Here is a 22044-nt window from a genome sequence, read left to right on the forward strand (position 1 = left end):
AATTAAGAACGACAGCCAAGGCTGTCAAGAGTTTGAGACCCGCTAGCGGCATTGGTGCCGTCTGCTCTGGCGCAAAGCTCATTCTGCTGGCGACGATCAAGCACAGCATTGCTGAAATCAGCTCCTTCAATCAGGGCATCTTTAAATTGACTCTGCATCAGCATGGCGTTGGTGAAGTTGGCTCCCCTGAGATCGGCTCCATCGAAACGACTAGCAAAAGCCACCACATTTTCCAAATCAGCTCCTTGCAGATCAGCTTCTTGCAGCTGGCTGCTGTTAAACACCGCACCACGCAGATCGGCCTCACTGAGATCAACGCCGCGCAGGTCAGCCTTGAGAAAGTTTTGCTCCTTGAGGTCACGTCCGTGCATGTCTTTGGAGATCTCTTCAATGGCCTGGCCTCCTCTGAATTCAGGAGGGATGATTGCCATTACAGGTGACTCTGTTAAACCCAACACAAGAATCACAAGGCCACTAAGCAACACTGCTCGACAACGGTTCCACCAACAGGGAGAGAGATTCATGAAACTAGAAAATTGCAATGAGCCAGTAGTTTGAGCAGTCACGTTATGGCAATTGCCGGCCAATTCACGCGTCATGCCAATGACCCTAAGGGTAGTGGTCCCCCCCCATCCACTGATCGCCCACTGGCTCACATTGCTGCGCAACACCACAACACCGCCAGCCCTCTATGCCACAGGCTTGGAGGAACTTGGTCGCTGGCTTACCTATGAAGCCCTGCGGGATTGGTTGCCCCACCGCCGTGAAATGGTAACCACATCCCAAGCAGAAACAGAAGGCACGGTGGTCGAGTCCAATGTGCCATTGCTGAGCATTCCCTTGTTACCCGGGGGCCTTGATCTTTGGCAAGGAGCACGACGGGTATTGCCCAGTTCACAGCTATGTCTTGGCGGGGTGCCCGATAACATCGAAACCAATGCTGGGGTGATTGTTTTTGTGGATCAGATCGCTAGTGGTGAGCGTTTACTAGGCATCCTGAAGCTTCTGCAGACACAAGAAATCGAGGCTCGCCGGCTAAGGGTGATTACTGTTCTGGCATCAAGTCCAGGCCTCAAACAACTTGGCGAAATGATGCCCAATCTCACGATTCACACCGCTTGCATTGACCCCGACCTCACAGAAGATGGTGAGATCAGTCCAGGCATTGGTAATCCGGTTTTGCGACTAAACACCAGAACTGCAGGTACGACCTAGACTTTCAAAACTGATCCAGCATCTATGGGCCAGCATCGTGAGCCGGCAACCGGCAGCCTCACCTCATTGATCAGCGGAGCCGTACTCGGCGCTGCAGGACTTGCCTGGTGGCTTTTTTCTGAGGCAGAGCGTCGGCAACGCAGTCGCCACCAACGCGCCATGCTTCACGCTCCTCGCATGCAGGACGGATCAGAGGCCCTGGAGGCCATCTCGCATCCCCAGAACAACAGCCAGCACCTGGAACATCGAGTCGAACAACTCAATGCCGCCATTGCAGATGTGCGCAGACAGCTTGAAGATCTAGGGGCGCGGACCTAAGAGCTCGGTAAGTTGGCGACTGAGTGCCCCAGTCGCCACCATGCTCAGATCCGCCGCCATCACAAAGGGAACTCAACGCTCTCCCAACCGAGCCATGCTTCGCGCAGTGGGCTTTGGCGACGAAGACTTCAATAAACCAATCATCGGTATAGCCAACGGCTACAGCACGATCACTCCTTGCAACATCGGTCTTAATGACCTGGCGCGACGTTCAGAAGAAGCAGCCCGCCAGGCCGGTGCAATGCCCCAGATGTTCGGCACCATCACCGTCAGTGATGGCATCTCTATGGGCACCGAAGGGATGAAATATTCCCTGGTAAGTCGCGAGGTGATTGCTGATTCGATCGAGACAGCCTGCAACGCCCAAAGCATGGACGGCGTACTAGCAATCGGTGGCTGTGACAAAAACATGCCTGGAGCGATGATCGCCCTGGTCCGAATGAACATCCCAGGTGTCTTTGTCTATGGCGGAACGATCAAACCAGGAAAATTGGCTGACCGCGACCTCACTGTAGTCAGCGCCTTTGAAGCTGTTGGTCAGCATGCCAGTGGCAAGATAAATGAGGAGCAACTCACCGCTATCGAGAAGAACGCTTGCCCAGGAGCAGGAAGTTGCGGTGGCATGTTTACAGCCAACACGATGTCAGCCGCTATTGAAACATTGGGATTGAGTTTGCCTTACAGCTCAACGATGGCTGCAGAGGATGAGGAAAAAGCAAATAGCGCAGCCCGTAGTGCTGAAGTGCTTGTGGATGCCATTAAGGCAAATATCTGTCCCCGCGATCTACTCACCAAGAACGCATTTGAAAACGCGATTAGCGTTGTCATGGCAGTGGGCGGCTCCACCAATGCAGTTCTGCATCTGCTTGCGATTGCCCGTAGCGCAGGCGTAGACCTTTGCATCGATGACTTCGAGCGCATCCGCCAGCGTGTACCGGTGATTTGTGATCTAAAACCCAGCGGCCGTTACGTGACTGTTGATTTGCATAACGCAGGCGGCATTCCCCAAGTGATGAAACAGTTGCTTGATGCAGGCTTACTTCATGGAGACTGCCGCAATGTGGAAGGTAAAACCTTGAGAGAACTGCTCAAGGATGTGCCATCCGAGCCTTCAGCAGAGCAAGACGTCATTCATCCCCTCTCGAAACCGGTCTATGCCAAGGGGCACCTGGCGATCCTTAAAGGCAATCTGGCCAGCGAAGGATGCGTGGCCAAGATAAGCGGGATCAAAACCCCTGTACTTACTGGACCTGCAAGGGTTTTTGAAAGCGAGGAGGCCTGCCTTGCTGCCATTCTCAACAACAAGGTGAAGGCGGGAGATGTCGTCGTCATACGTAACGAAGGCCCGGTTGGCGGGCCTGGAATGCGAGAGATGCTTGCTCCTACATCTGCCATCGTCGGTGAAGACCTTGGCGACAAGGTGGCCCTGATCACAGATGGACGCTTCAGCGGAGGTACCTATGGTTTGGTGGTGGGCCATGTGGCACCGGAAGCAGCCGTAGGCGGCATGATTGGCCTTGTGCAGGAAGGCGACAGCATCACCATCGATGCCAATCAACTGCTGATCCAACTCAATGTCGAGAAGGATGAATTGGAGCGTCGCTCCAGCGCATGGAAAAAAACACAGCCGCGTTATCAAACAGGAGTTCTCGGTAAATACGCCCGAATGGTGAGTAGCGCCAGCAATGGTGCTGTCACCGACCAGCCCTGAACTCTGATCAACTAGCTCTGCTCAGGCAAAACCAGCAGTGCTCTCAACCTACGAGCGAACGCTTCCAATGGTGCTCCATCCTCAGGCGGCTGACAGCGTTGGCCACTGTTGCCATCCATCCACACGGGATGCTGCCCTTGCCAAAGCATTGGACGGTCAGGCAATTCACACCAAGTCAACATCAGATTTAGATCGTTGCCGCTGCGATAGATCTCAAGTTCAAGGTCATGCTCTGGAAGGCGGTCACCTTCTCGGTTTCGGCATTCAATACGAACAATGAGATCAACAGATTGAGCCGATATTAGATCGAGCGTAGATCCAGGCTTCTGATCATCGACATCAGCAACATCTGTGAGCACAACAGCATGAAGCCAGGGCTTTAAACAGACATCAGCCGCTGAGGCCACGAGGACCGACCAATTTTGCGCAGTCTGTTGGATTTCATTGCCTGTCAAGGCTCTTAGCTGAATCTAGGAGGTGAAAAAATCTTAGGCTATTTCTAAGCAAGATTTGACTATTGAAAGGAAGTCAATCACTATGCTGAATTGATGATCTATCCCGAATGGATTCAATATTACATTTGATTAGGGCCTGAATTTGATTAGGTAAATAAATACCAAACCCTCTGAATGTATATGGCCATTTTGAAGACTAAAAAATCTGTAATGAATCAGTGAATTGCTTTGATCGAGCGCAGTAAAACTCGAATTGGGCCAGGGCGGAATTCTGGGTTTAGTTCTCCTGGCTGACCAAATTTAGAATGCAATAATTGCACTTGGTTGATACTTGATGCATCAAAGCGAATCAAGCGCAGAGGCATAGCCAAAGGCTGGGCAAGCACCGTAGGTTTCAGTGTGTTGAATGGGATCTCAATGGATGTAGTACCAGAAGTCTTAGTCGGCAACTGAGCGACCCATCGCAAACCACCATAAAAACGCTCAGTGAGGCCAAAGAGCCCACTTCGAGAGCCGAGTGCAAGCTTTAGGGTGCGACCGTCTCCATTCACCTCCACCTGTAAGGCTCGATAGCTGGAAAGATCAAGAGGGGGGTTCAAAAGGGGTGAACGGCAACTGACAAAGCCACCATCCTGTTCAACAATTTCTCCTTCTAGGATCAGGCCTTCGGAGGTCACTCGACAGGCAGCTTGGCTGGATCCGCCCATAATTGTGTCGTTCAAGCTAGACCAGGAGTTGAAGTCGTTCAGTTGAACCTGAACAGAGGCTTGCGGCGGCTGTTCCATAGAGAGACTCGCATCATTTTAAGGCTAGACATGGAAGGCTAAATGGTTGTCTTCATAAAGACAAATTTCAGGAGATGATTTCAAACTGATCATCCATCGAATACACTTTAATTCAGCCCAAAGATTCAATAGATAGGTAGCCTCAGGCTCGGCGACCTCAATGCAATCTTAACTAGAATGTATGGATTTGATAGAAACTTAATACACTTAACTCTTAGTAAATAAAATCGGAAATAAGAGGCTCTTCATGTGAGAGTTTTAGCTTTGAAGTACTAGGCATTCAAATCCTCGAAAGCGATCCCCTATCAAACGCTTAGACATCTCAGGTACCCATTTAATTTGTTCAAACTGATCACATAAGACTTCGAGAACAGCCCTCGCTTCAAGCCGTGCCATGTGAAGGCCCAGGCATTGATGAATTCCAGGTGCAAAGCTGAGATGAGGATTGTGAGCGCGATTAATACAAAAGTGATCTGGCTGATCAAATATCGCTGGATCACGATTGGCCGCACCCACCAGCACCGTCACAGCCTCGCCAGCCCTAATAGTTGTTCCATTGATTTGATGATCCTCCAAGGCAACACTGCCATTAACCGCCTGAGCTGGAGGGTCCCAGCGAAGGGTTTCCTCTATTGCGTTGGGGATCAATTCTCGATCAGAGCGAATGCGCCTGTAGCAATCGGGATTGCAAGCCATTGCCCAGGCCAGGGTTCCAACTAGCAACCTTATAGTATATAAACTTGCCGAGTAAAAGTTGCTACTGATGATTAGCAATAACTGTTCATCAGAAAGCCTAATACCGGCCTGTGAATCACCAATTAGCTGGGAAATAAGGTCATCTTTAGGTTGTGTCCTACGCGCTTGAATCAGGGGCATAAAGTAATGGCTATAAACATCAAATGCCTCCTCTCCTTCAACAGCGATGTCATCAGTCTGCGTCAGTCCTCTTGCCCGCACAAAGGAAGAGACGTGATGGGCCACTGCCTTCTGTTGGCTAGCTGGTAGACCCAACAACTCACTAACAACGGCAATCGGTAGATCGTTGGCAAGAATATTGACAAGATCAAAGGTCTGACGGCTATCCACGCTTCCCAGTCTTTCGGCAGCAAATGCTTTAGAAAACGCAAACAATTTATCTAGGTCGATTGAGCGGTAGGCATTGCTCACATGCATGCGCATTTTGTTATGAATATCCCCATCCATAAAAGGAATATCGAGTCTCTGATGCTGATAGATATGACTTTTCTCAGCGAATCGTGCAATAAGGCTATCGAGATAAAGTTGCCTGCTGTATAGCTTGGATCGCATCTGTTCAACCGCCTCGGCATAGCCGAGAATGACCCACATTCGTGGCCCCGAGCACCAGTGAATGGAAGATTGGTCACGGAGCTGGGCATAAGTGGTGTATGGATCATCAACTCCTGGCAGGCAAGGGTCACGATGAAACAAATCAAACGTCATCAGCAGCTACAAAAGGAGGAGGCTTGACAGGGTCGCCAAGCAGATGGGCACCCAGGCAAGAATCATCTGGATTAAACCAGTATTGCCAGATGAGCATCAAGAATTCAGCCCGACTAATCCTTAGTTCATCCCGTCCAAGACGGTGACAGATGGTTTTGAAATTACTCGTTATCCAAGGACCGTCATGATGGTGACCAGAAGCATAAATCTTGATATCATCCAGCTCTAACCAACCATCATGATCTTTATCAAGCAGCCTGAAGAAATCCCCTGCCGCCTTATCAACGAAGGCCTTTGACTCTTCAGGCCTCTCATGAGCCATTTGATTAATATACTCGTGGCTATGTAAGAAGACTACAAGATCAACAAAACCTTTTCCAGCAAGGTCACGCCTAGCATTTTCCGCAATAAATGTATCGTGCAGATAATTATATAGTTTTCGGTGTAAAGGGCCATCATCAGGAAAACGTCGATTGGCTATCTCCGTAGCTAGTGGCGTAAAGTCCTCTTCGCCAGAAAGAATATTGTCATTATTGGTGTCAAAAAAGGAGAAAAGACGTTCCATCCTGCGTTGAAGAGAGGGGTGCATGGCTCTATCCCGTGAATTAAACCTTTAAAGATTGCCCTGAAGAATGAAAGCCCAAAGAAATAGTAAAGGCTGAAGTTTTATGATTTAGTTGACCATCATAGTTGGAATCGTACTATATGGGAACTCAGTGATCATCACGTAAAATCTTTTCGCGCTCACGGGGCTCGAGTCTATCCCAATTCACATCAAATAATATTCCATCAATCCAGGTTAATTAGGATGAAGGTTTTTAAAATGTTCTCAGGCACAGGCTAATGCAAAGATTCACCAGAAGATAAAGTCATCATTAGATATTTAGGCTGAGTGTTCTATGTCGACTGCCTACTCAATTGCAGAGAGAAGATGCTTAAGTGTCAACTACCCTGGTCACTTGCCTGTCAATGAAGGCCAAGGGCATTTTGTTCTGCACAGCATTCCCTGCTCATCAGCCGAGTAAGGCGGCCTCATCTGCCAAGACCAAAATCGGTGAACGAGGTTGAACCAAGCGGGCAGGCGTGCGTTCAGCTGATTCAGCAGAATCTAATAAGCGCTTCAGGGCAACCTGCTTCCCTACACCACTCACAAGAAAGATCACTTCGCGTGCAGAGCTGAGCACCGGTGCGGTGAGAGTGATTCTTTCTAGACCTTTCCCTTTACCGACAGTAGCCCAGCGATCAACAACGGCGGGGGCATCCGTTCCTGGAAAAAGAGAGGCTGTATGGCCATCTTCACCAAGTCCTAAAACCATTAGATCAAACACCGGCGGATCACCTGCACAGGTTTCCTGCACGAGCTTCGCGTAGGCCTCGGCACTGGCCTCAGGGTTTGGCAGCTCCACCGTTGGCACGGGATGAAACGCAGCCTGCGATCCTGGGCCTTCAGCAAGAAGTGTCGTACGAAGCATGCGGGCGTTACTGGCGTCATCCCTGGCATCAACCCAGCGCTCATCCCCCAGAAAAACATCAACACGATCCCAGGGCAGTCGCTCCTGACCAAGCAACCTATAAGCAATAGCGGGTGTGCTCCCTCCCGAGAGAGCGATCTGAACGCGATCACGCTGATCAAGTACCAGATCAATATGAGATGCGAGCCTCTGGGCGGCGCGACGTGCCAGATCCTCAGGGTCGCTCGCTCGCTCAACTTTGTAGGTTGTCATCACGATCTCCTTAGTCCAGCCACTCAGTATGGAAGCTTCCTTCTTTGTCAACCCGCTGGTAGGTATGTGAGCCGAAGCAATCGCGCATGGCCTGCACCAAATTCTGTGGTAATCGTGCCGTGCGATAGCTATTGATGTAATCGAGCGTGCTGCTGAAGCAAGGCACTGGGATACCGGCTTCAGCTGCGCCGGCTACCACCTTTGCTAGGCCCGGCAGGCGACGGTTCACTTGCTCAGCGAACCAAGGATCGATCAGCAAGTTGTAAAGCTGAGGGTCAGCATTAAAGGCATCCTGGATGCGCTTCAGCAGACGGGACCTGATGATGCAGCCACCCTTCCAAATCTGCGCGATGGAGGGCAAATGCAAGTTGTAGTTGTATTCAGCAGAAGCTATACGCAGTAGCTCCATGCCCTGCGCGTAACTAGCCATGCAAGACAACACGACGGCGTCCATGAGCGGCCCCATGCCATCTGCGGAACTGCCAAGATCAAATGGTTTGATCGCTGACCCATGCAAAATCTGCTCAGCGGTAATTCTTTGAGGCTTCATTGAGCTCATCACACGGCCATTCAGAGAGGCGTAAATGGTTGGCACTGAAGCTCCTAATTCCAAGGCACTGACAACGGTCCATAGACCAGTTCCCTTCTGGCCTGCCTGATCCATAATTTTCTCAACAAGGTCACTTCCATCGTCAGGATCCTTGGTGCGCAAACACACTTCGGTGATCTCAACCAGATAAGAAGAGAGCTCTTCTGTGGCATTCCATTGCGCCAAGACATCAGCCATCTGGGTACCGGTCATGCCACCAACACGCTTCATCAGGTCATAGGCCTCGGCAAGAATCTGCTCAATGCCGTACTCGATGCCGTTGTGGACGGTTTTAACGAAATGCCCAGAACCTCCAGGACCGATGTAGGTCACACAGGGACCATCCTCCACTTGGGCAGCCATCTTGCAAACAAGGCTCTCAATCGCCTCATAGGAGGTTTTTGTTCCGCCTGGCATCATGCTCGGCCCTTCAAGTGCCCCCTTAGCCCCACCGGAGACACCCATCCCGATATATCCAAAGCTTTTGCTCTCTAACTCGGCGACACGTCGCTCGGTATCACGAAATTCGGAATTTCCACCATCGATGAGTAGATCACCTTCCTGCAGATAAGGGGAGATCTGCTCAATAACGGCATCAATAGCCGAACCTGCCTTGATCATCATCAGAATTCGACGGGGTCGTTCGAGCTTGTCGACGAAATCTTGAAGGTCTTTGGCACCCTGAATGGCTTTGTCAGCTCCACGCCCTTTAAGGAACTCCTCTGTTTTGGCGTAGGTGCGGTTGTAAACGACACTAGAAAAACCATTGCGCTCTGCATTGAGCACAAGGTTTTCGCCCATCACGCCAAGACCGATCAAACCGAAATGTGCCTTGGACATCGCCAGTGAAACGATCAACTGGCGTCAGTGTGACCACAGCAACTCCAATCTGCTGTGATCTGTACGGCTATGTCAGGGTTGAACCATCCTCGCTGTAGATAAGAAACCGTAGAGATCATCACCAAAATTTCCAAAAAAACTACTTGGATCTTGTGTTGATTCAGCCTCGGGCAGCATCAAATCACAGTGCCATCAGAAATGGTGGCATTTTTGACCACTACCACGATCCCATTGCGGATGTAGAAGCCCTCATCAGCACGGTCGGCTTCCTCAACGTGATCCTTGTTGACGATCGTGACGTTGTTGCCGATGCGTGTGTTCTTGTCGAGGATCGCACCCTTCACGGTAGTGCCTTGGCCAACGCCGAGCGGGATGCCTCCTCCTTGCCTTAGAAGAGTGCGTTCCTCGGATGATTCATAGAAATCAGATCCCATCACCAGGGAATCTTGCAGGACCACATCGCTCTCAACTCGGCTTCGCACACCAAGGACGCAATGATGAATACTGCAGGATTTGAGGATGGATCCCTCTCCAATAATTGATTCCGTGATTTGCGCATCGACCAGTTTTGTTGGCGGTAGATAACGGGGTCTTGTATAGATCGGGAACTTCTCGTCATAGAAACTGAAAGGTGGATTGGGCTGTTGGGTGAGAGCCAAATTTGCCTCATAAAAAGCTCCTATCGTGCCGATGTCTTCCCAGTACTCATCGAACACATAGCTTTGCAGCCGGTCTCCTCGAGCTAGGGCCTCAGGAATCACCTCCTTGCCGAAATCCTTGTGAGAAGGGTTCTTATGCAGCAAATCGAAGAGAGTGGCGCGACTGAACACATAGATCCCCATTGAGGCGAGATAGGGCTTGTTCCTTGCTGACTCAGCTGACAAGCCAAATCGAGAGGTATCGACGGCCATGGCCTTGAGGGATTCACCCTTGGGCTTTTCACGGAACTCTTGGATGTTGCCATCGCTATCCGTTCGCATGAGACCAAATCCCTCAGCCTGTTCTGCATCAACGGGAAGAGCCGCCACTGTGAGATCAGCACCTGAGCGACGATGGTGCTCCACAAAAAGGCTGTAATCCATACGGTAGAGCTGATCACCAGAGAGGATCAGATATTCATCAACATCCCATTCCTGAAACAACCACTGATATTTACGAACTGCATCCGCAGTCCCCTCAAACCATGAAGGACTTTCTGGGGTCTGCTGTGCGGCAAGAACTTCTACAAAACCTTGACCAAAGGCAGCACTGAGGTTGTAGCTCTGTCCAAGGTGCCGATTCAGAGAAGCGCTGTTGAACTGCGTCAACACATACATCTTGTTGATGCTGGAGTTAATGCAGTTGCTGATTGGGATGTCAATCAGACGATATTTGCCTGCAAGAGGTACGGCCGGCTTGGCCCGCATCTTGGTGAGGGGGTAGAGGCGCGTTCCAGCTCCTCCCCCGAGAATGATGGCTAAAACACGCTTCATGCCGCCCCCGCAAATCGGCGTTGCGCAGCAAACTTACCGGACGGTTGGCCATCTAAAGCTGTCAGCTGCGAAGATCCAACAAGACTTCTGCAAATCAAGAGGCAACCAGAATTTGGCATAGAACTACCCATCCTCTAGTGGTGGATCTAACTCAAACAAACTCGCCACCACACGCAGAGCCTGTTGCCGCTCTGGACGAGCCTGGGGAGCCCGTAGCTGAGTGACTGGGGTATGGAGAATTTTGTTGATGATTCCTTTGCTTAAAGCCTCAACGACTTTGCGCTCTCGAGCAGAGAAATCAGGCCCCATACGACTGAGCGCTTTTTGTAATTCCTCTGCACGAATAGCCTCAAGGGTCGCCCTCAAGCGATTAATGGTTGGCACAGCTTCAAGACTGTCCCACCACTCTAAAAACAGACGCGTCTCTTCTTGGAGCACAACCTCTGCTTCTTTGGCCATCTGTTGGCGGGCCTCCTGATTACGAGACACCACCTCATGCAAATCATCCACATCATGGGACTCAACACCGGGTACATCGACCACATCTGAGGCGATGTTGCGCGGCACGCCGATGTCAATCAGACGAAGAAAACTGCGGCGCTTGAGCTGCTTGAGCAGAGATGCATCAACAATCGGATCGTCAGCAGCCGTACTGGTAAATACCAATGAACAGGTACTTAGACAATGGTTCAAATCATCAAGGGGGCGACACTCAACGGGGAGCTCAGGGAAATCAGCCGATAGATCCTCAGCTCGTTGCCGCGTGCGGTTCAGCAACATCACCCCAGAACAACCTTTCGCCTGAAGATGTTGAAGCAGTAGTCGGCTCATCCGCCCCGCACCCACCACTGCGACCAACTCAGATTCCAGAGTCATCAACTGATCTTCCCCTTGCGCCTGGCCAAGTTTCAGTTGGGCTAACTCCACAGCCGCAGAACTAATTGAGACAGCCCCCGTACCCAGATTGGTTTCACTGCGAACTCGTTTGCCAGTACTCACTGCCTGAGTGAGCAAACGGTTAAGAATCGGGCCCATGGATTTGTGTTCCTGCCCCAATCGCACCATCTTCTTCACCTGGGAAAGGATCTGCCCTTCTCCTAAAACCAGACTGTCCAGACCCGCAGCCACCCTCATCAAGTGGGCTACTGCTTCATCGTGATGAAAGTTGAACAGATGGGGGGAAAGATCTTCCGTTGCCAAACCTGAATGTTGGCCTAGAAAATCACTAATGGCTGAGATACCTCGTTCAGGGTGACGAACCAAGGTGTAAATCTCTAGCCGATTGCAGGTGCTAAGGATCGAAACCTCAAGGACTTGATCGTTGCCGCGAAGAGTTTGCAGGGAGGTCTCCATGGTTTGCTCAGGGATGCTGAGCTTTTCACGGATTTCCACCGGCGCCGTGCGATGACTTAAGCCGACGACGGCAATGTGCATGGAGACGTCCCTTAGATCTTGTCTTGGATGGTTAGCTCAGAGCGATGCTCTTCGCTCCATCCTTGATATGCACGGTATTGGTAAACCGAGCTGTGTTGTCAAGAGTGCTGATTACCAAGCTGCTAGTGCGTGTGCAGTCAGGCTCGAACTTAACTCCATGGAACAACAGTCCATCAGTGATCCCACTACCCGCAAAAACAACATTGTTGCCGGAAGCCAGTTCTTCGGCTTCATAGATCTTGTCAACATCAGTAATTCCCATCTCATTGAGGCGGGCAATGTTGCCTTCCTTGGTGTAATCGGCCCACTCACTGGTTTGAGCAATGGCGGGGTCATACACCAGCTGGCCCTGAAAGTGACCACCGAGAGCACGCATTGCGGCAGCTGAAATCACACCCTCAGGAGCAGCACCGATGCCCATTAGACAGTGGGTGCCGGTGCCGGCAAACCCACAAGCAATGGCAGCTTGAACATCTCCATCTGAGATGGGTTGAACACGTGCACCAGTGGCACGTATCTCAGAAATCAGGCCTTTGTGACGAGCTCGATCCATCACGACAATGGTGAGTTCACTCACGGCAAGCCCAAGACACTGGCTAAGGATGTTGATGTTCTCGGTGGCAGATTTGCGAATGTCCACCTTGCCTTTCGCTGATGGGGGGGCCGCTAACTTTTTCATGTAAAAGTCAGGAGCATTGAAAAGGCCACCGCGATCAGATGCGGCCAGTACAGCCATCGAACCTCGCTGGTTGTTGGCGCAAAGATTGGTGCCTTCGCAGGGATCGACGGCAAAGTCAACGCCTGGGCCGCTGCCGCTGCCAACCTCTTCGCCGATATAAAGCATCGGGGCTTCGTCGCGCTCCCCCTCACCGATGACGATGCGACCCTGCATTTGGATTTGTCCCATCCGCTTGCGCATGGCTTCAACAGCTGCTGCATCGGCTTCGTCTTTCTTGCCGAGACCAGTCAGATGTGCCGACGCAATGGCAGCTTGCTCAACGACCTCGAGAATTTCCTGAATAAGAGTGCGATCCACTGGTATGCGGCGGTGGGGATGGGTGTGACGACCAAAGAAACGAGCAGGGCTGGACTGAATTCACGGGTCAGCGTTATACGCTGATCATGTGAAAGGACCCGATGCCGCAGGGGTTCTCGGCTCTAAAGCGCTGCTCACTGTATCAGTGCCGGCAACAACGAGAATGCCCATACAGCCGATTCCTAGAATCGCCCACTCCCTAACCCCGATCGATGAGCACGAAGCCCCTGGTAATCGCCCCTTCGATCCTCTCTGCCGATTTCTCCCGCCTAGGAGAAGACGTGCAGGCTGTAGATCAAGCCGGCGCAGACTGGATTCATGTGGATGTGATGGACGGCCGATTCGTGCCAAATATCACGATTGGTCCTCTGATCGTTGAAGCACTAAGGCCTGTGACCAGTAAGCCCCTAGATGTCCACTTGATGATCGTGGAACCAGAAAGGTATGTAGGAGATTTCGCAAAAGCAGGTGCAGATCACATCTATGTGCAGGTTGAAGCCTGTCCACACCTTCACCGCAACCTTGCGCAAATCAAGGATCTCGGTAAGAAAGCAGGAGCAGTACTCAACCCAAGCACACCTCTGGACACCCTTGAGTACTGCCTGGAGCTATGTGATCTAGTACTGATCATGAGCGTCAACCCAGGCTTCGGTGGGCAAAGCTTCATCGACAATCAAGTGCAAAAGATCCGCGAGCTGCGTCGTATTTGCGACGAACAGGGTCTCGATCCCTGGATCGAAGTCGATGGAGGGATCAAGGCTGACAATGCCTGGAAAGTGATCGAAGCTGGCGCCAATGCGATTGTGAGCGGGTCTGGCGTGTTCAATCAGCCCGACTACGCCGAAGCCATCCGAGGCATCCGTAATAGCAAACGTCCTGAAGGTGTTGTGGTCTGAAGTAATAGATGCAGCAATAACTGCATCTATTGCCTATTAGTCTTGTGGGGATTGTTGCTAATAAGAACAGATCAATATCACAAGATTAGGCTTCAAAGAACCAGCCGTAGCTGTGCAAACCAATCCCTAACAGATTCACACCGATATAACAAACAACGATCACAACGATGCCTGCCACGGCAACTAAAGCCGGACGTCGCCCGCTCCAGCCACGACTGAAACGTGTATGCAGATAGGCCGCATAAACCATCCAACAAATTAGAGCCCAGGTTTCCTTTGGATCCCAACTCCACCAGCTCCCCCAGGCCTCATTGGCCCAAACGGCACCACTGATTAAGCCAAGCGTGAGCAACAAAAAGCCAACCGTAATCGTGCGATAACTAAGGCTGTCCAACTGTTCAGTGCGGCTCAAGTTGATTGAACTCAGGCGCAGGCCATCATTCTGATCCATAGCAGATGTGGCTAGCTTTGCCTGACGAAAGCCACCTGTTCCAATTGAACTGCTGCGTAGCTCCAAAGTTTGCTGGCGATCAGTAAATAGAACCGCCATTGATAAGAAAGAACCAACAAGCAGGGCAGCGTAACTGCACATAATCACGCTCACGTGCATCACAAGCCAACTGGAGCGAAGAGCTGGTACTAGAGGAGAGGCCTCCTGAAGAGTTTCTGGTAATGCAAAGCTGGCAAAAGCCACACAAAGCAAAGCCATTGGTGTAGCAGCGGCTGAAACAATCGGGGAAGACAAGGAACGCTCAACCAATAGCTGCGCAAGTGTGCAAGCCCAGGCTAGAAAACAGAGGGATTCATAAAGGTTGCTGATCGGGAAGTGACCCGACTGCCACCACCGCAAAACCAATTGAGCGGTAAGAACCAAATTGGCAAGAGCCACCAGAAGTGTCACAACAGCAGAATTGCTACCTCCTGAAACCATCCAAAAAGAGATTGGTATGGCCAACAGAAGTAGGGCAAATGCAGCCAAACCAAGAGCCAAAACAGGATCCCCTAGCGAGGCGGAAAGCTCAGCCAACGTCACTCCAAACACCAGGTCCTTGCGACAACTCTCTTATTCTGCCGCTGCAGTTCAACGACTGGCCTGACGCAGCAACAGACCGCCACCTGCCAAAGAGATAAAAACAGGGATCCACGCGGCCAACATCGGTGTCAAAGTTCCCGTAACACCAAGAGAACTGAAGCTGAAGCTAAGCGTGTAATAAGCAAGAATTAATAAGAGACTGATGCCAAATCCCTGGGTCCGGCTGGTCCGAGAATTAGGTTTTGCACCAAGGCTGCTGCCAATCAGGCCAAACACCAGGCAGGACATCGGGAAAGTGAATTTTTCTTGGATACGCACCTTCAAACGCCTGGCCTCTTTACGGTTACCAGCATCGGTATAAATACTTGCGGCCTCCATGGCCTGTGCAACAGTCATGTTGTTGGCATCTTTAGGGAGTTTGGCCACACGAATTGGGCCTGATGTTAGGGGGTAGAGATAGCGATCAAATTCAACTGAAGTGGTACTGCCACTTGGTGTGAGAGTAAGGATATTGCCGTTAAAAAATTCCCACATCGCCTCCTGCTCATTCCAAATAGCCCGCTCGGCCTTCAACATCTGAGTAAAACCAAGACGAGATAAATCAAGCACTGTGACATCCTCCATTTCTCCCTTAAGGAATTCCTTTGCATAAAACAACTGAGAAAGCCCTTGATTCCTGTCTTCAGCTTCTGAGCCAGTAATCGTTCCGAATCGGGAATAAACAACATGTTTGCCTTTCTCTGTAGCAATTGCTTTGCCAAGAGCACGCTTTATTGTCACCTCAGCAGTACTATTTGTTCTTGGAACAATGACATCATTGAAGATAAAAGTTAGCCCTGTCATCAATAATGCCAATGCCAATGCTGGAGCAACGATTCGTCTGGTGCTTACACCGAGGCTGCGCAAAGCCGTGAATTCGCTGTTAGAAGAAAGACGGCTATAAGCCAACAAGGTGGCCAGCAAGGTGGCCATCGGAAAAGAAATCACCAGAAAGAAAGGTAACTTCAAGCTAAAAACCTGCAATGCAAAATGCAGAGGCAATCCAAACTCAACAATCTTGCGCACCAAATCAAACATCACCCCCACTGAGACGGACACCACCGTGAAGGCCGCTATGGCAAACAGCAATACGGGTATCAACTCACCTAAAAGCCATCGATCCAGCAGCGGGATCAGCCTCCACTTGGACGAAGCCCAGCGCCACCACTTCCAAGGCCAAGAATCAACGTCTTTCAACTTTCCAAGGCGCCATTTGCTCAAAGCTGAAAACCCTCCCCGAGATAGTGACGCCGCACCAAGGGGTTGTTTGCCACTTCTTCAGAACGGCCTGAAGCAAGAATGCTGCCTTCCGTAAGAATGTAAGAGCGGTCAGTGATGGCAAGGGTTTCACGGACATTGTGATCAGTGATCAGGATTCCCATGCCACGCTCCCGGAGGGTATGAATCAATACCTGGAGGTCCGCCACTGCCATGGGGTCAACACCAGCGAAGGGTTCATCAAGCAAGAGGTAGGTGGGACCTTCTAGGCCTACCGCCAAGGCACGTGCTACCTCGCAGCGACGTCGTTCGCCGCCGGAAAGTTGATAGCCACGACGGTCCAAGAACAAGTTGAGATGAAAGTCTTCAACCAACTGCTCGAGACGCTCCCGACGCTGATGAGTTGTTAAATGACTTTGAGAGAGCGCAAGCTCAAGGTTTTGTCGCACGCTGAGCTGCCGGAACACACTTGGTTCCTGAGGGAGATAACCGATACCTAGACGAACTCGATTGGGCATCGGCAAATCCGCCACTGGCTGTCCATCAAGTTGCACCTGCCCGTAATCAGGACGCAACAAACCGATGACAAGATTGAACGTTGTTGTCTTGCCGGCACCATTGGGACCGAGTAAGCCAACAACTTCGCCTGGATCAAGGCGCAAGGAGACATCTTTTACCAGGTGACGCCCTCCCACGGTGAGCGCCACCTGCTCTAAACAAAGACTCATTGGGCCAAAGGTGCCTCTGCCTGATTGTTGGAATCAAGTTGCACAGAAGTGAACACTTGAGCACCAGTGCTTGGGTCTGCTACCGCTTGCTCCTCTTCGAGTAGATAAACAACTCGTTCAGCCTGCATGGAATTTTCCCCGTCCCGAATCACATCAACATCTCCGGTAAGGACCACACGATCTTCTTTGCTGAAGTACTGAGCCTGTCTAGAGGTAGCAACGATGCCTCGGGCTGGATAAACGATGCGAACGTTGCCGATGGCGGTGAAAACCCCTGTGACGCTGTCTGCGTTTTGGATATCTGATTCGATCGTGATCAAACCGCCATCTTCTACCGGAGCAGAAGGGCTGCCCTCCTGGCTTAAAACCGCAGGGGTAGACATTCCAATCAACGCTGTCGCTATGGCGAGATGAACTTGCCAACTCCTTGTCATAACTTGAACAAGAGCAGCCAAAGCGGAACAATCCAAATCTTTATGGTTAATTTACTCAGAAACTGAGCTGTCATAGATCAGGCCTGGGACAGTGCACTCGTCGGGATCTTGTCCCTGCTGAAGCCGTTGCAAGCGATTCTCCACACAGGTGCAGAGCTGATCAAGGTCAAAACCCAGGTTTGGAGTTCCTAGAGCTTTTAGACGCCCGAGGCCTTCACCATAAAGAAGGGTCGCCCCGCGACGATTTCCGCGCTGCAAGTGAAGTTGGGCAACAGCAACCTGAAGTACCCCTTGGATGGTCTGGCGTGCTTGACCGGATGTCTCATGCCAAAGCTCCTCAAAGGCGTCATGAGCGGGGTACCAATCGGCCTGATTAAAAAGCTCCACGGCTAGTTGAAAACGTGGATCATTGATCAGATCAGTAGGCTGGAATCTCTCCATCAAGAGCTTCAGCGTTTGGCCATCTTCTTGGCAGGCAACTTGCGCAAACGAATGGACTCTGGGGTGACTTCAAGCATCTCGTCTGGACCGATGTACTCAAGAGCACGCTCAAGGGTCATCTGAACAGGTGTCTGCAAGGTATCGAGTTCTTCTGCACCAGCAGAGCGCATATTTGTGAGTTGTTTGGCCTTGCAAACGTTTAACTCCAGATCCTGAGGTCGATTGTTTTCGCCAACGATCATCCCCTTATAAACCTTGACACCCGGAGAGATGAAGAACTGACCTCGACCCTCAGCATTCTTGAGTGCGTAGAAGGTCGCAGTGCCCTGCTCAAAAGCAATCAGAACACCATTCCGACGAGCATCAAACTCACCCAACATTGGGCGATATTCAAAAAAAGAGTGGCTCATAATTCCTTCACCCCTGGTAGCACGTACAAACTCACCACGAAAACCGATCAACCCTCGAGAAGGCACAACAAATTCAAGCTGGGTGCGACCGTCGTTACCGGTTTCCATGTTCTGCATTTCACCCCGACGCACACCCAACTTCTCAATGCAGGAGCCAACTGCTGCCTCTGGTACATCCATAACCAAGGTCTCAACGGGCTCACAAGGAGTGCCGTCAATCGTTCGGAAGATCACCTGAGGCTGGGTTACCTGAAACTCAAACCCCTCGCGGCGCATGGTCTCAATCAGGATGCCCAGGTGTAGCTCACCACGTCCGCTAACCGCAAAACGATCAGGGGAATCAGTGTCCTCAACCCTTAGGGCAACATTGGTGAGTAATTCCTTGCGTAAACGATCTCGCAGCTGCCGGCTAGTGACGAATTTGCCTTCTTTTCCAGCAAAGGGTGAATCATTGACGACAAATGTCATCTGCAAAGTTGGTTCATCCACCTTAATTAGAGGTAAAGCTTTTGGTTCATCTGGACAGGCAATGGTCTCGCCAATATTGACTTGATCGAAACCGGCTAAAGCAACGAGATCTCCCGCTCCGGCTTCTTGTATCTCAACCCGTTGCAATCCTTCGAAACCGAGTAGTTTGCTAATTCGGCCACGTTTAATGCTGCCATCATCCTTAATCAACGAAGCACTCTGACCATTACGGATAACCCCGTTGTGGACCCGACCAATCACAATCCTGCCCAGGAAGTCTGAATAATCGAGAGTAGTGATCTGTAGCTGAAGAGGCTTGTTCTCATCTCCAACAGGTGGTGGAACATGACGCAGGATGGCATCAAATAGTGGCTTCATTGTTTGACTTTCAGTTGCCATATCCGGCTTGGCAAAACCTCCCATTCCACTGCCGAACAAGTACGGGAAATCACATTGGTCATCATCTGCACCGAGTTCAACAAACAGATCGAGCACCTTGTTGACAGCGGTTTCAGGATCCACCCGCGCACGATCAATCTTGTTTACGAACACAATTGGCCGCAATCCCTGCTCAAGCGCCTTCTTGAGCACGAAACGCGTCTGTGGCATAGGCCCCTCGTTGGCGTCAACGATCAGCAAACAGCCATCAACCATGCCAAGCACTCGCTCAACCTCACCACCAAAATCAGCATGCCCAGGGGTATCAACAATGTTGATACGCGTCTCGTCGTAGGTAACGGCCGTGTTCTTTGAAAGGATCGTAATGCCCCGTTCCCTTTCCAAATCATTGGAGTCCAGGACACATGTGGGTACAGCCTCGTTGTCTCGGAAGATCCCGGACTGAGTGAGGAGGGCATCCACCAAGGTTGTTTTGCCGTGATCCACGTGAGCGATAATTGCAATGTTGCGGATCGCCTTGGCCTGGGCACTCATGGGTCAGAGACTTTCAAAAGGAAAAGGAAACGCACACAGGCGTAGTGGCGGAAGGATATCTCAATTTGAGATTCGACTTAACTTCTAGGCCCCTTCCGCTAGCTAATCAAAACTTCTAAGACCGAAAAAAACCTTCTTCAGTTCATTCATTCCAGTTGATGAGCTGATTCAAAGAGTCTCAGAGCAGAAGCTGAACCCTCAAATCGCCAATGCCAAGGCTCATAAGTCACCCCCTGGGGGTTATCAAGGGGAAAGGAAAGGACAAAGTGATAACTAGCAGCATGATCCTGTAGCCAGCGGAACGCCCTAGTGGCTTCGAAGCTTTCAGACAGATTCGCTTCAGGAATCGTCCCGTCACCAAGATCAATGGCATAGCCAGTGCTGTGTTCGGAATACCCTGGAGGTGCAGAGACCTTGGCCCGTTCGGCTGCTGTCTGGTTTCGGTCTGATTTGATATCAAAAAAGATTCGCTCTTGTAGCTCGTGAGAGCGGTAGCCACTCAACAGCCTCAAATCAACACCATCTGCTGCAGCCGCAGCACGCATGGAATTCAATGCATCAGCAGCTTCCTGATGAAGCTCAATCCCAGGCTGCATGAGAATTCGATTCTGTACTGAGGCTTCTGGATAAGGGAAATGTCCGAGCAGACGTCCGTCAGCAGTAGGACGATCCTGAATGCCCTCAACAGGAGCTGGACCCATAAGCCCAGCAAATAGCCACGGGCCGAACAAAACAGCTGTGATGGAACCTCCAAACACCATCAAACAAGCCACCAATAATCCCAATGAACCACCCCTTGCCCGTCTCTGAGGACGCGACCGACGAGCAACGGGAATGTCATCTCGGCTGATGCGTCGAGCGTTGATTGCTCGAGCCACGAAGTTGATGCAGAGTTATCTAGATCGTAAGGGGGGGCGCCAGGGGGCCCCAAAATCTCTTTCAGGGAAGTAAGTTTTACTTAAGTGATTCCGCGGAGCGGATCTGAACATGCTGCGTGTTGCCGTTGTCGGTGGTGGTCCAAGTGGATCCTGCGCCGCAGAAGTTCTTGCCAAAGCAGGTATCCAGACCTGGCTATTCGAACGCAAACTCGATAACGCCAAGCCTTGTGGTGGAGCGATTCCTCTTTGCATGGTGGATGAATTCGACCTGCCCGAGTCGATCATCGACCGCAAGGTTCGCAACATGAGAATGATCTCTCCATCAAACCGTGAGGTGGATATCACTCTGGACAAGGTTTACAGCCCAGACGACAAGAGTGAATACATCGGTATGTGCCGCAGAGAGGTCATGGATGCCTTTATGCGAGATCGCGCCGCCAGCCTCGGAACTAACTTGATTAATGGACTCGTTACCAAAATCGACACTGGCTCTAATCGTCAAGGTCCATACACAATCACCTATTCCGACTATTCAACTGGTAAATCCACTGGTGAAGCCAAAAGCCTCGAGGTTGACCTCATTATTGGCGCTGATGGAGCCAACAGCCGTGTAGCAACAGCCATGGATGCCGGTGACTACAACGTCGCGATTGCATTCCAAGAGCGCATCAAGCTGCCAAATGAAGAAATGGCTTACTACGAAGATCTTGCTGAAATGTATGTAGGCACTGATGTGTCACCAGATTTTTACGGCTGGGTGTTCCCCAAGTACGACCACGTTGCCGTTGGCACAGGCACCATGCAGAAAAATCAGACCTTAATAAAAAGCTTGCAAAAAGGAGTACGCGAACGGGCTAAGAAACGACTTGTTCATGGAGAAGTGATCAAAGTTGAAGCCCACCCGATTCCTGAGCATCCTCGTCCTCGCAGGGTTGTTGGCCGTATGGCCCTTGTTGGAGATGCAGCGGGCTACGTCACCAAAAGCTCTGGCGAAGGCATCTACTTTGCTGCCAAAAGTGGCCGCATGTGTGCTGAACAGATCGTGGAATCGAGTCGGTCAGGTGAATTAATCCCCTCCGAAGCTGATCTCAAGAAATATCTGAAAAAGTGGGATCGTAAATACGGTTCTACTTACATCGTTCTGTCAATACTCCAAGCCATCTTCTACTCGAATGACACTGCCAGAGAAGCCTTTGTTGCCATGTGCGATGACATGGACGTGCAACGTCTCACCTTCGATAGTTACCTCTACAAAAAAGTTGTTGCGATGAATCCATGGCAACAGATCAAACTCACACTGCTAACTGTGGATGCACTCGCACGGGGAATTTTCCGTAATCAAACAAGCTATCAACCTGTTCCCAGTGCTGTACGTAGCGACGAAGAAGTGAATGCCATGCTGGCGATCAAAACCATCACCGGTGGCATCAATGTTGACAACAACAAAGATGCCTCCAAGCAAAATTTGGCATCAGAACAAGGAGAACGTGACCCTGCTGTTTCAAACAAATCCTAAGCCTGAAATA

Annotated in this window: 22 protein-coding genes; 5 read left to right on the plus strand and 17 right to left on the minus strand. The window is 50.9% G+C overall.

Annotated features, from left to right (window positions below; translation table 11 throughout):
• Nucleotides 1–2: 2 nt before the first annotated feature.
• Nucleotides 3–599 (minus strand): pentapeptide repeat-containing protein, encoded by a 597-nt coding sequence (locus PMIT1303_RS05120; RefSeq protein ID WP_011129936.1) that lies wholly within the window; start codon nucleotides 597–599, stop codon nucleotides 3–5.
• Between PMIT1303_RS05120 and PMIT1303_RS05125 the strand changes: the two genes are divergently transcribed.
• From PMIT1303_RS05125 to ilvD, 3 genes are read left to right on the plus strand one after another with little or no spacing between them, the layout of a single operon-like run.
• Nucleotides 598–1215, plus strand: coding sequence for a uracil phosphoribosyltransferase (locus PMIT1303_RS05125; protein ID WP_063397794.1), 618 nt, complete (start codon nucleotides 598–600; stop codon nucleotides 1213–1215). The two genes, PMIT1303_RS05120 and PMIT1303_RS05125, sit on opposite strands and share 2 nt — an antisense overlap.
• A gap of 24 nt (nucleotides 1216–1239) precedes the next feature.
• A complete protein-coding gene (locus PMIT1303_RS05130; protein ID WP_011129938.1) occupies nucleotides 1240–1533 on the plus strand; it encodes a hypothetical protein in 294 nt (97 codons plus the stop codon).
• Nucleotides 1534–1573: 40 nt separating this feature from the next.
• Nucleotides 1574–3244 carry a dihydroxy-acid dehydratase gene (gene ilvD, locus PMIT1303_RS05135; RefSeq protein WP_063397795.1) on the plus strand — a complete coding sequence of 557 codons (1671 nt, stop codon included), beginning with the start codon at nucleotides 1574–1576 and terminating at the stop codon, nucleotides 3242–3244.
• Nucleotides 3245–3255: 11 nt separating this feature from the next.
• On the opposite strand, the gene PMIT1303_RS05140 is transcribed toward ilvD, so the two are convergent.
• From PMIT1303_RS05140 to glpX, 9 genes are all read right to left on the minus strand, one after another.
• Entirely contained in the window at nucleotides 3256–3651 is a 396-nt protein-coding gene (locus PMIT1303_RS05140) for a hypothetical protein (RefSeq protein ID WP_011129940.1), read from the minus strand.
• A gap of 263 nt (nucleotides 3652–3914) precedes the next feature.
• Nucleotides 3915–4484 (minus strand): CIA30 family protein, encoded by a 570-nt coding sequence (locus PMIT1303_RS05145; RefSeq protein WP_063397796.1) that lies wholly within the window; start codon nucleotides 4482–4484, stop codon nucleotides 3915–3917.
• A 258-nt stretch (nucleotides 4485–4742) separates the two neighbouring features.
• Complete coding sequence (locus PMIT1303_RS05150) at nucleotides 4743–5945, minus strand: cytochrome P450 (RefSeq protein ID WP_063397797.1); 1203 nt, start codon at nucleotides 5943–5945, stop codon at nucleotides 4743–4745.
• A complete protein-coding gene (locus PMIT1303_RS05155; protein ID WP_156486906.1) occupies nucleotides 5935–6510 on the minus strand; it encodes an EF-hand domain-containing protein in 576 nt (191 codons plus the stop codon). Before PMIT1303_RS05155 ends, PMIT1303_RS05150 begins: the two co-directional genes overlap by 11 nt.
• A 448-nt stretch (nucleotides 6511–6958) precedes the next feature.
• On the minus strand, nucleotides 6959–7669 hold the full coding sequence (pgl, locus tag PMIT1303_RS05160) for a 6-phosphogluconolactonase (RefSeq protein ID WP_063397799.1): 711 nt from the start codon (nucleotides 7667–7669) through the stop codon (nucleotides 6959–6961).
• Nucleotides 7670–7679: 10 nt separating this feature from the next.
• A complete protein-coding gene (gene gndA / locus PMIT1303_RS05165; RefSeq protein WP_063397800.1) occupies nucleotides 7680–9098 on the minus strand; it encodes an NADP-dependent phosphogluconate dehydrogenase in 1419 nt (472 codons plus the stop codon).
• Nucleotides 9099–9274: 176 nt separating this feature from the next.
• On the minus strand, nucleotides 9275–10570 hold the full coding sequence (locus PMIT1303_RS05170; RefSeq protein WP_011129945.1) for a glucose-1-phosphate adenylyltransferase: 1296 nt from the start codon (nucleotides 10568–10570) through the stop codon (nucleotides 9275–9277).
• A 123-nt stretch (nucleotides 10571–10693) separates the two neighbouring features.
• Nucleotides 10694–12004, minus strand: a complete 1311-nt coding sequence (locus tag PMIT1303_RS05175; protein ID WP_063397801.1) for a glutamyl-tRNA reductase — start codon at nucleotides 12002–12004, stop codon at nucleotides 10694–10696.
• 31 nt (nucleotides 12005–12035) lie between these two features.
• Complete coding sequence (glpX, locus tag PMIT1303_RS05180) at nucleotides 12036–13040, minus strand: class II fructose-bisphosphatase (protein WP_063395785.1); 1005 nt, start codon at nucleotides 13038–13040, stop codon at nucleotides 12036–12038.
• Between the two features lie 212 nt (nucleotides 13041–13252).
• Here glpX and rpe point away from each other — a divergent pair, with 212 nt between their 5' ends.
• Complete coding sequence (gene rpe, locus PMIT1303_RS05185) at nucleotides 13253–13936, plus strand: ribulose-phosphate 3-epimerase (protein WP_011129948.1); 684 nt, start codon at nucleotides 13253–13255, stop codon at nucleotides 13934–13936.
• A gap of 85 nt (nucleotides 13937–14021) precedes the next feature.
• Here the strand turns inward: rpe and ccsB are convergent, their stop codons facing one another.
• The 7 genes from ccsB to PMIT1303_RS05220 form a co-directional block, all read right to left on the minus strand.
• The gene (gene ccsB / locus PMIT1303_RS05190) at nucleotides 14022–14978 is read right to left on the minus strand and encodes a c-type cytochrome biogenesis protein CcsB (RefSeq protein ID WP_036915410.1); all 957 of its coding nucleotides are present in this window, start codon (nucleotides 14976–14978) and stop codon (nucleotides 14022–14024) included.
• A gap of 39 nt (nucleotides 14979–15017) precedes the next feature.
• The gene (locus PMIT1303_RS05195) at nucleotides 15018–16229 is read right to left on the minus strand and encodes an LptF/LptG family permease (RefSeq protein WP_063397802.1); all 1212 of its coding nucleotides are present in this window, start codon (nucleotides 16227–16229) and stop codon (nucleotides 15018–15020) included.
• Nucleotides 16226–16954, minus strand: a complete 729-nt coding sequence (gene lptB, locus PMIT1303_RS05200; protein ID WP_063397803.1) for an LPS export ABC transporter ATP-binding protein — start codon at nucleotides 16952–16954, stop codon at nucleotides 16226–16228. The genes PMIT1303_RS05195 and lptB overlap by 4 nt, the downstream gene beginning before the upstream one ends.
• Entirely contained in the window at nucleotides 16951–17337 is a 387-nt protein-coding gene (locus PMIT1303_RS05205) for an LptA/OstA family protein (RefSeq protein ID WP_231901343.1), read from the minus strand. Before PMIT1303_RS05205 ends, lptB begins: the two co-directional genes overlap by 4 nt.
• A 102-nt stretch (nucleotides 17338–17439) precedes the next feature.
• Entirely contained in the window at nucleotides 17440–17829 is a 390-nt protein-coding gene (locus tag PMIT1303_RS05210) for a DUF309 domain-containing protein (RefSeq protein WP_063397804.1), read from the minus strand.
• An 8-nt stretch (nucleotides 17830–17837) separates the two neighbouring features.
• Nucleotides 17838–19640 (minus strand): translational GTPase TypA, encoded by a 1803-nt coding sequence (gene typA, locus PMIT1303_RS05215; RefSeq protein WP_063397805.1) that lies wholly within the window; start codon nucleotides 19638–19640, stop codon nucleotides 17838–17840.
• Nucleotides 19641–19786: 146 nt separating this feature from the next.
• The gene (locus PMIT1303_RS05220; protein ID WP_063397806.1) at nucleotides 19787–20518 is read right to left on the minus strand and encodes a M15 family metallopeptidase; all 732 of its coding nucleotides are present in this window, start codon (nucleotides 20516–20518) and stop codon (nucleotides 19787–19789) included.
• A gap of 109 nt (nucleotides 20519–20627) precedes the next feature.
• Here PMIT1303_RS05220 and chlP point away from each other — a divergent pair, with 109 nt between their 5' ends.
• Nucleotides 20628–22034, plus strand: a complete 1407-nt coding sequence (gene chlP, locus PMIT1303_RS05225) for a geranylgeranyl reductase (protein ID WP_063397807.1) — start codon at nucleotides 20628–20630, stop codon at nucleotides 22032–22034.
• Nucleotides 22035–22044: the final 10 nt, after the last annotated feature.

Origin of the sequence: Prochlorococcus sp. MIT 1303 (assembly GCF_001631965.1) — a bacterium.
Taxonomy (GTDB): domain Bacteria; phylum Cyanobacteriota; class Cyanobacteriia; order PCC-6307; family Cyanobiaceae; genus Prochlorococcus; species Prochlorococcus marinus_D.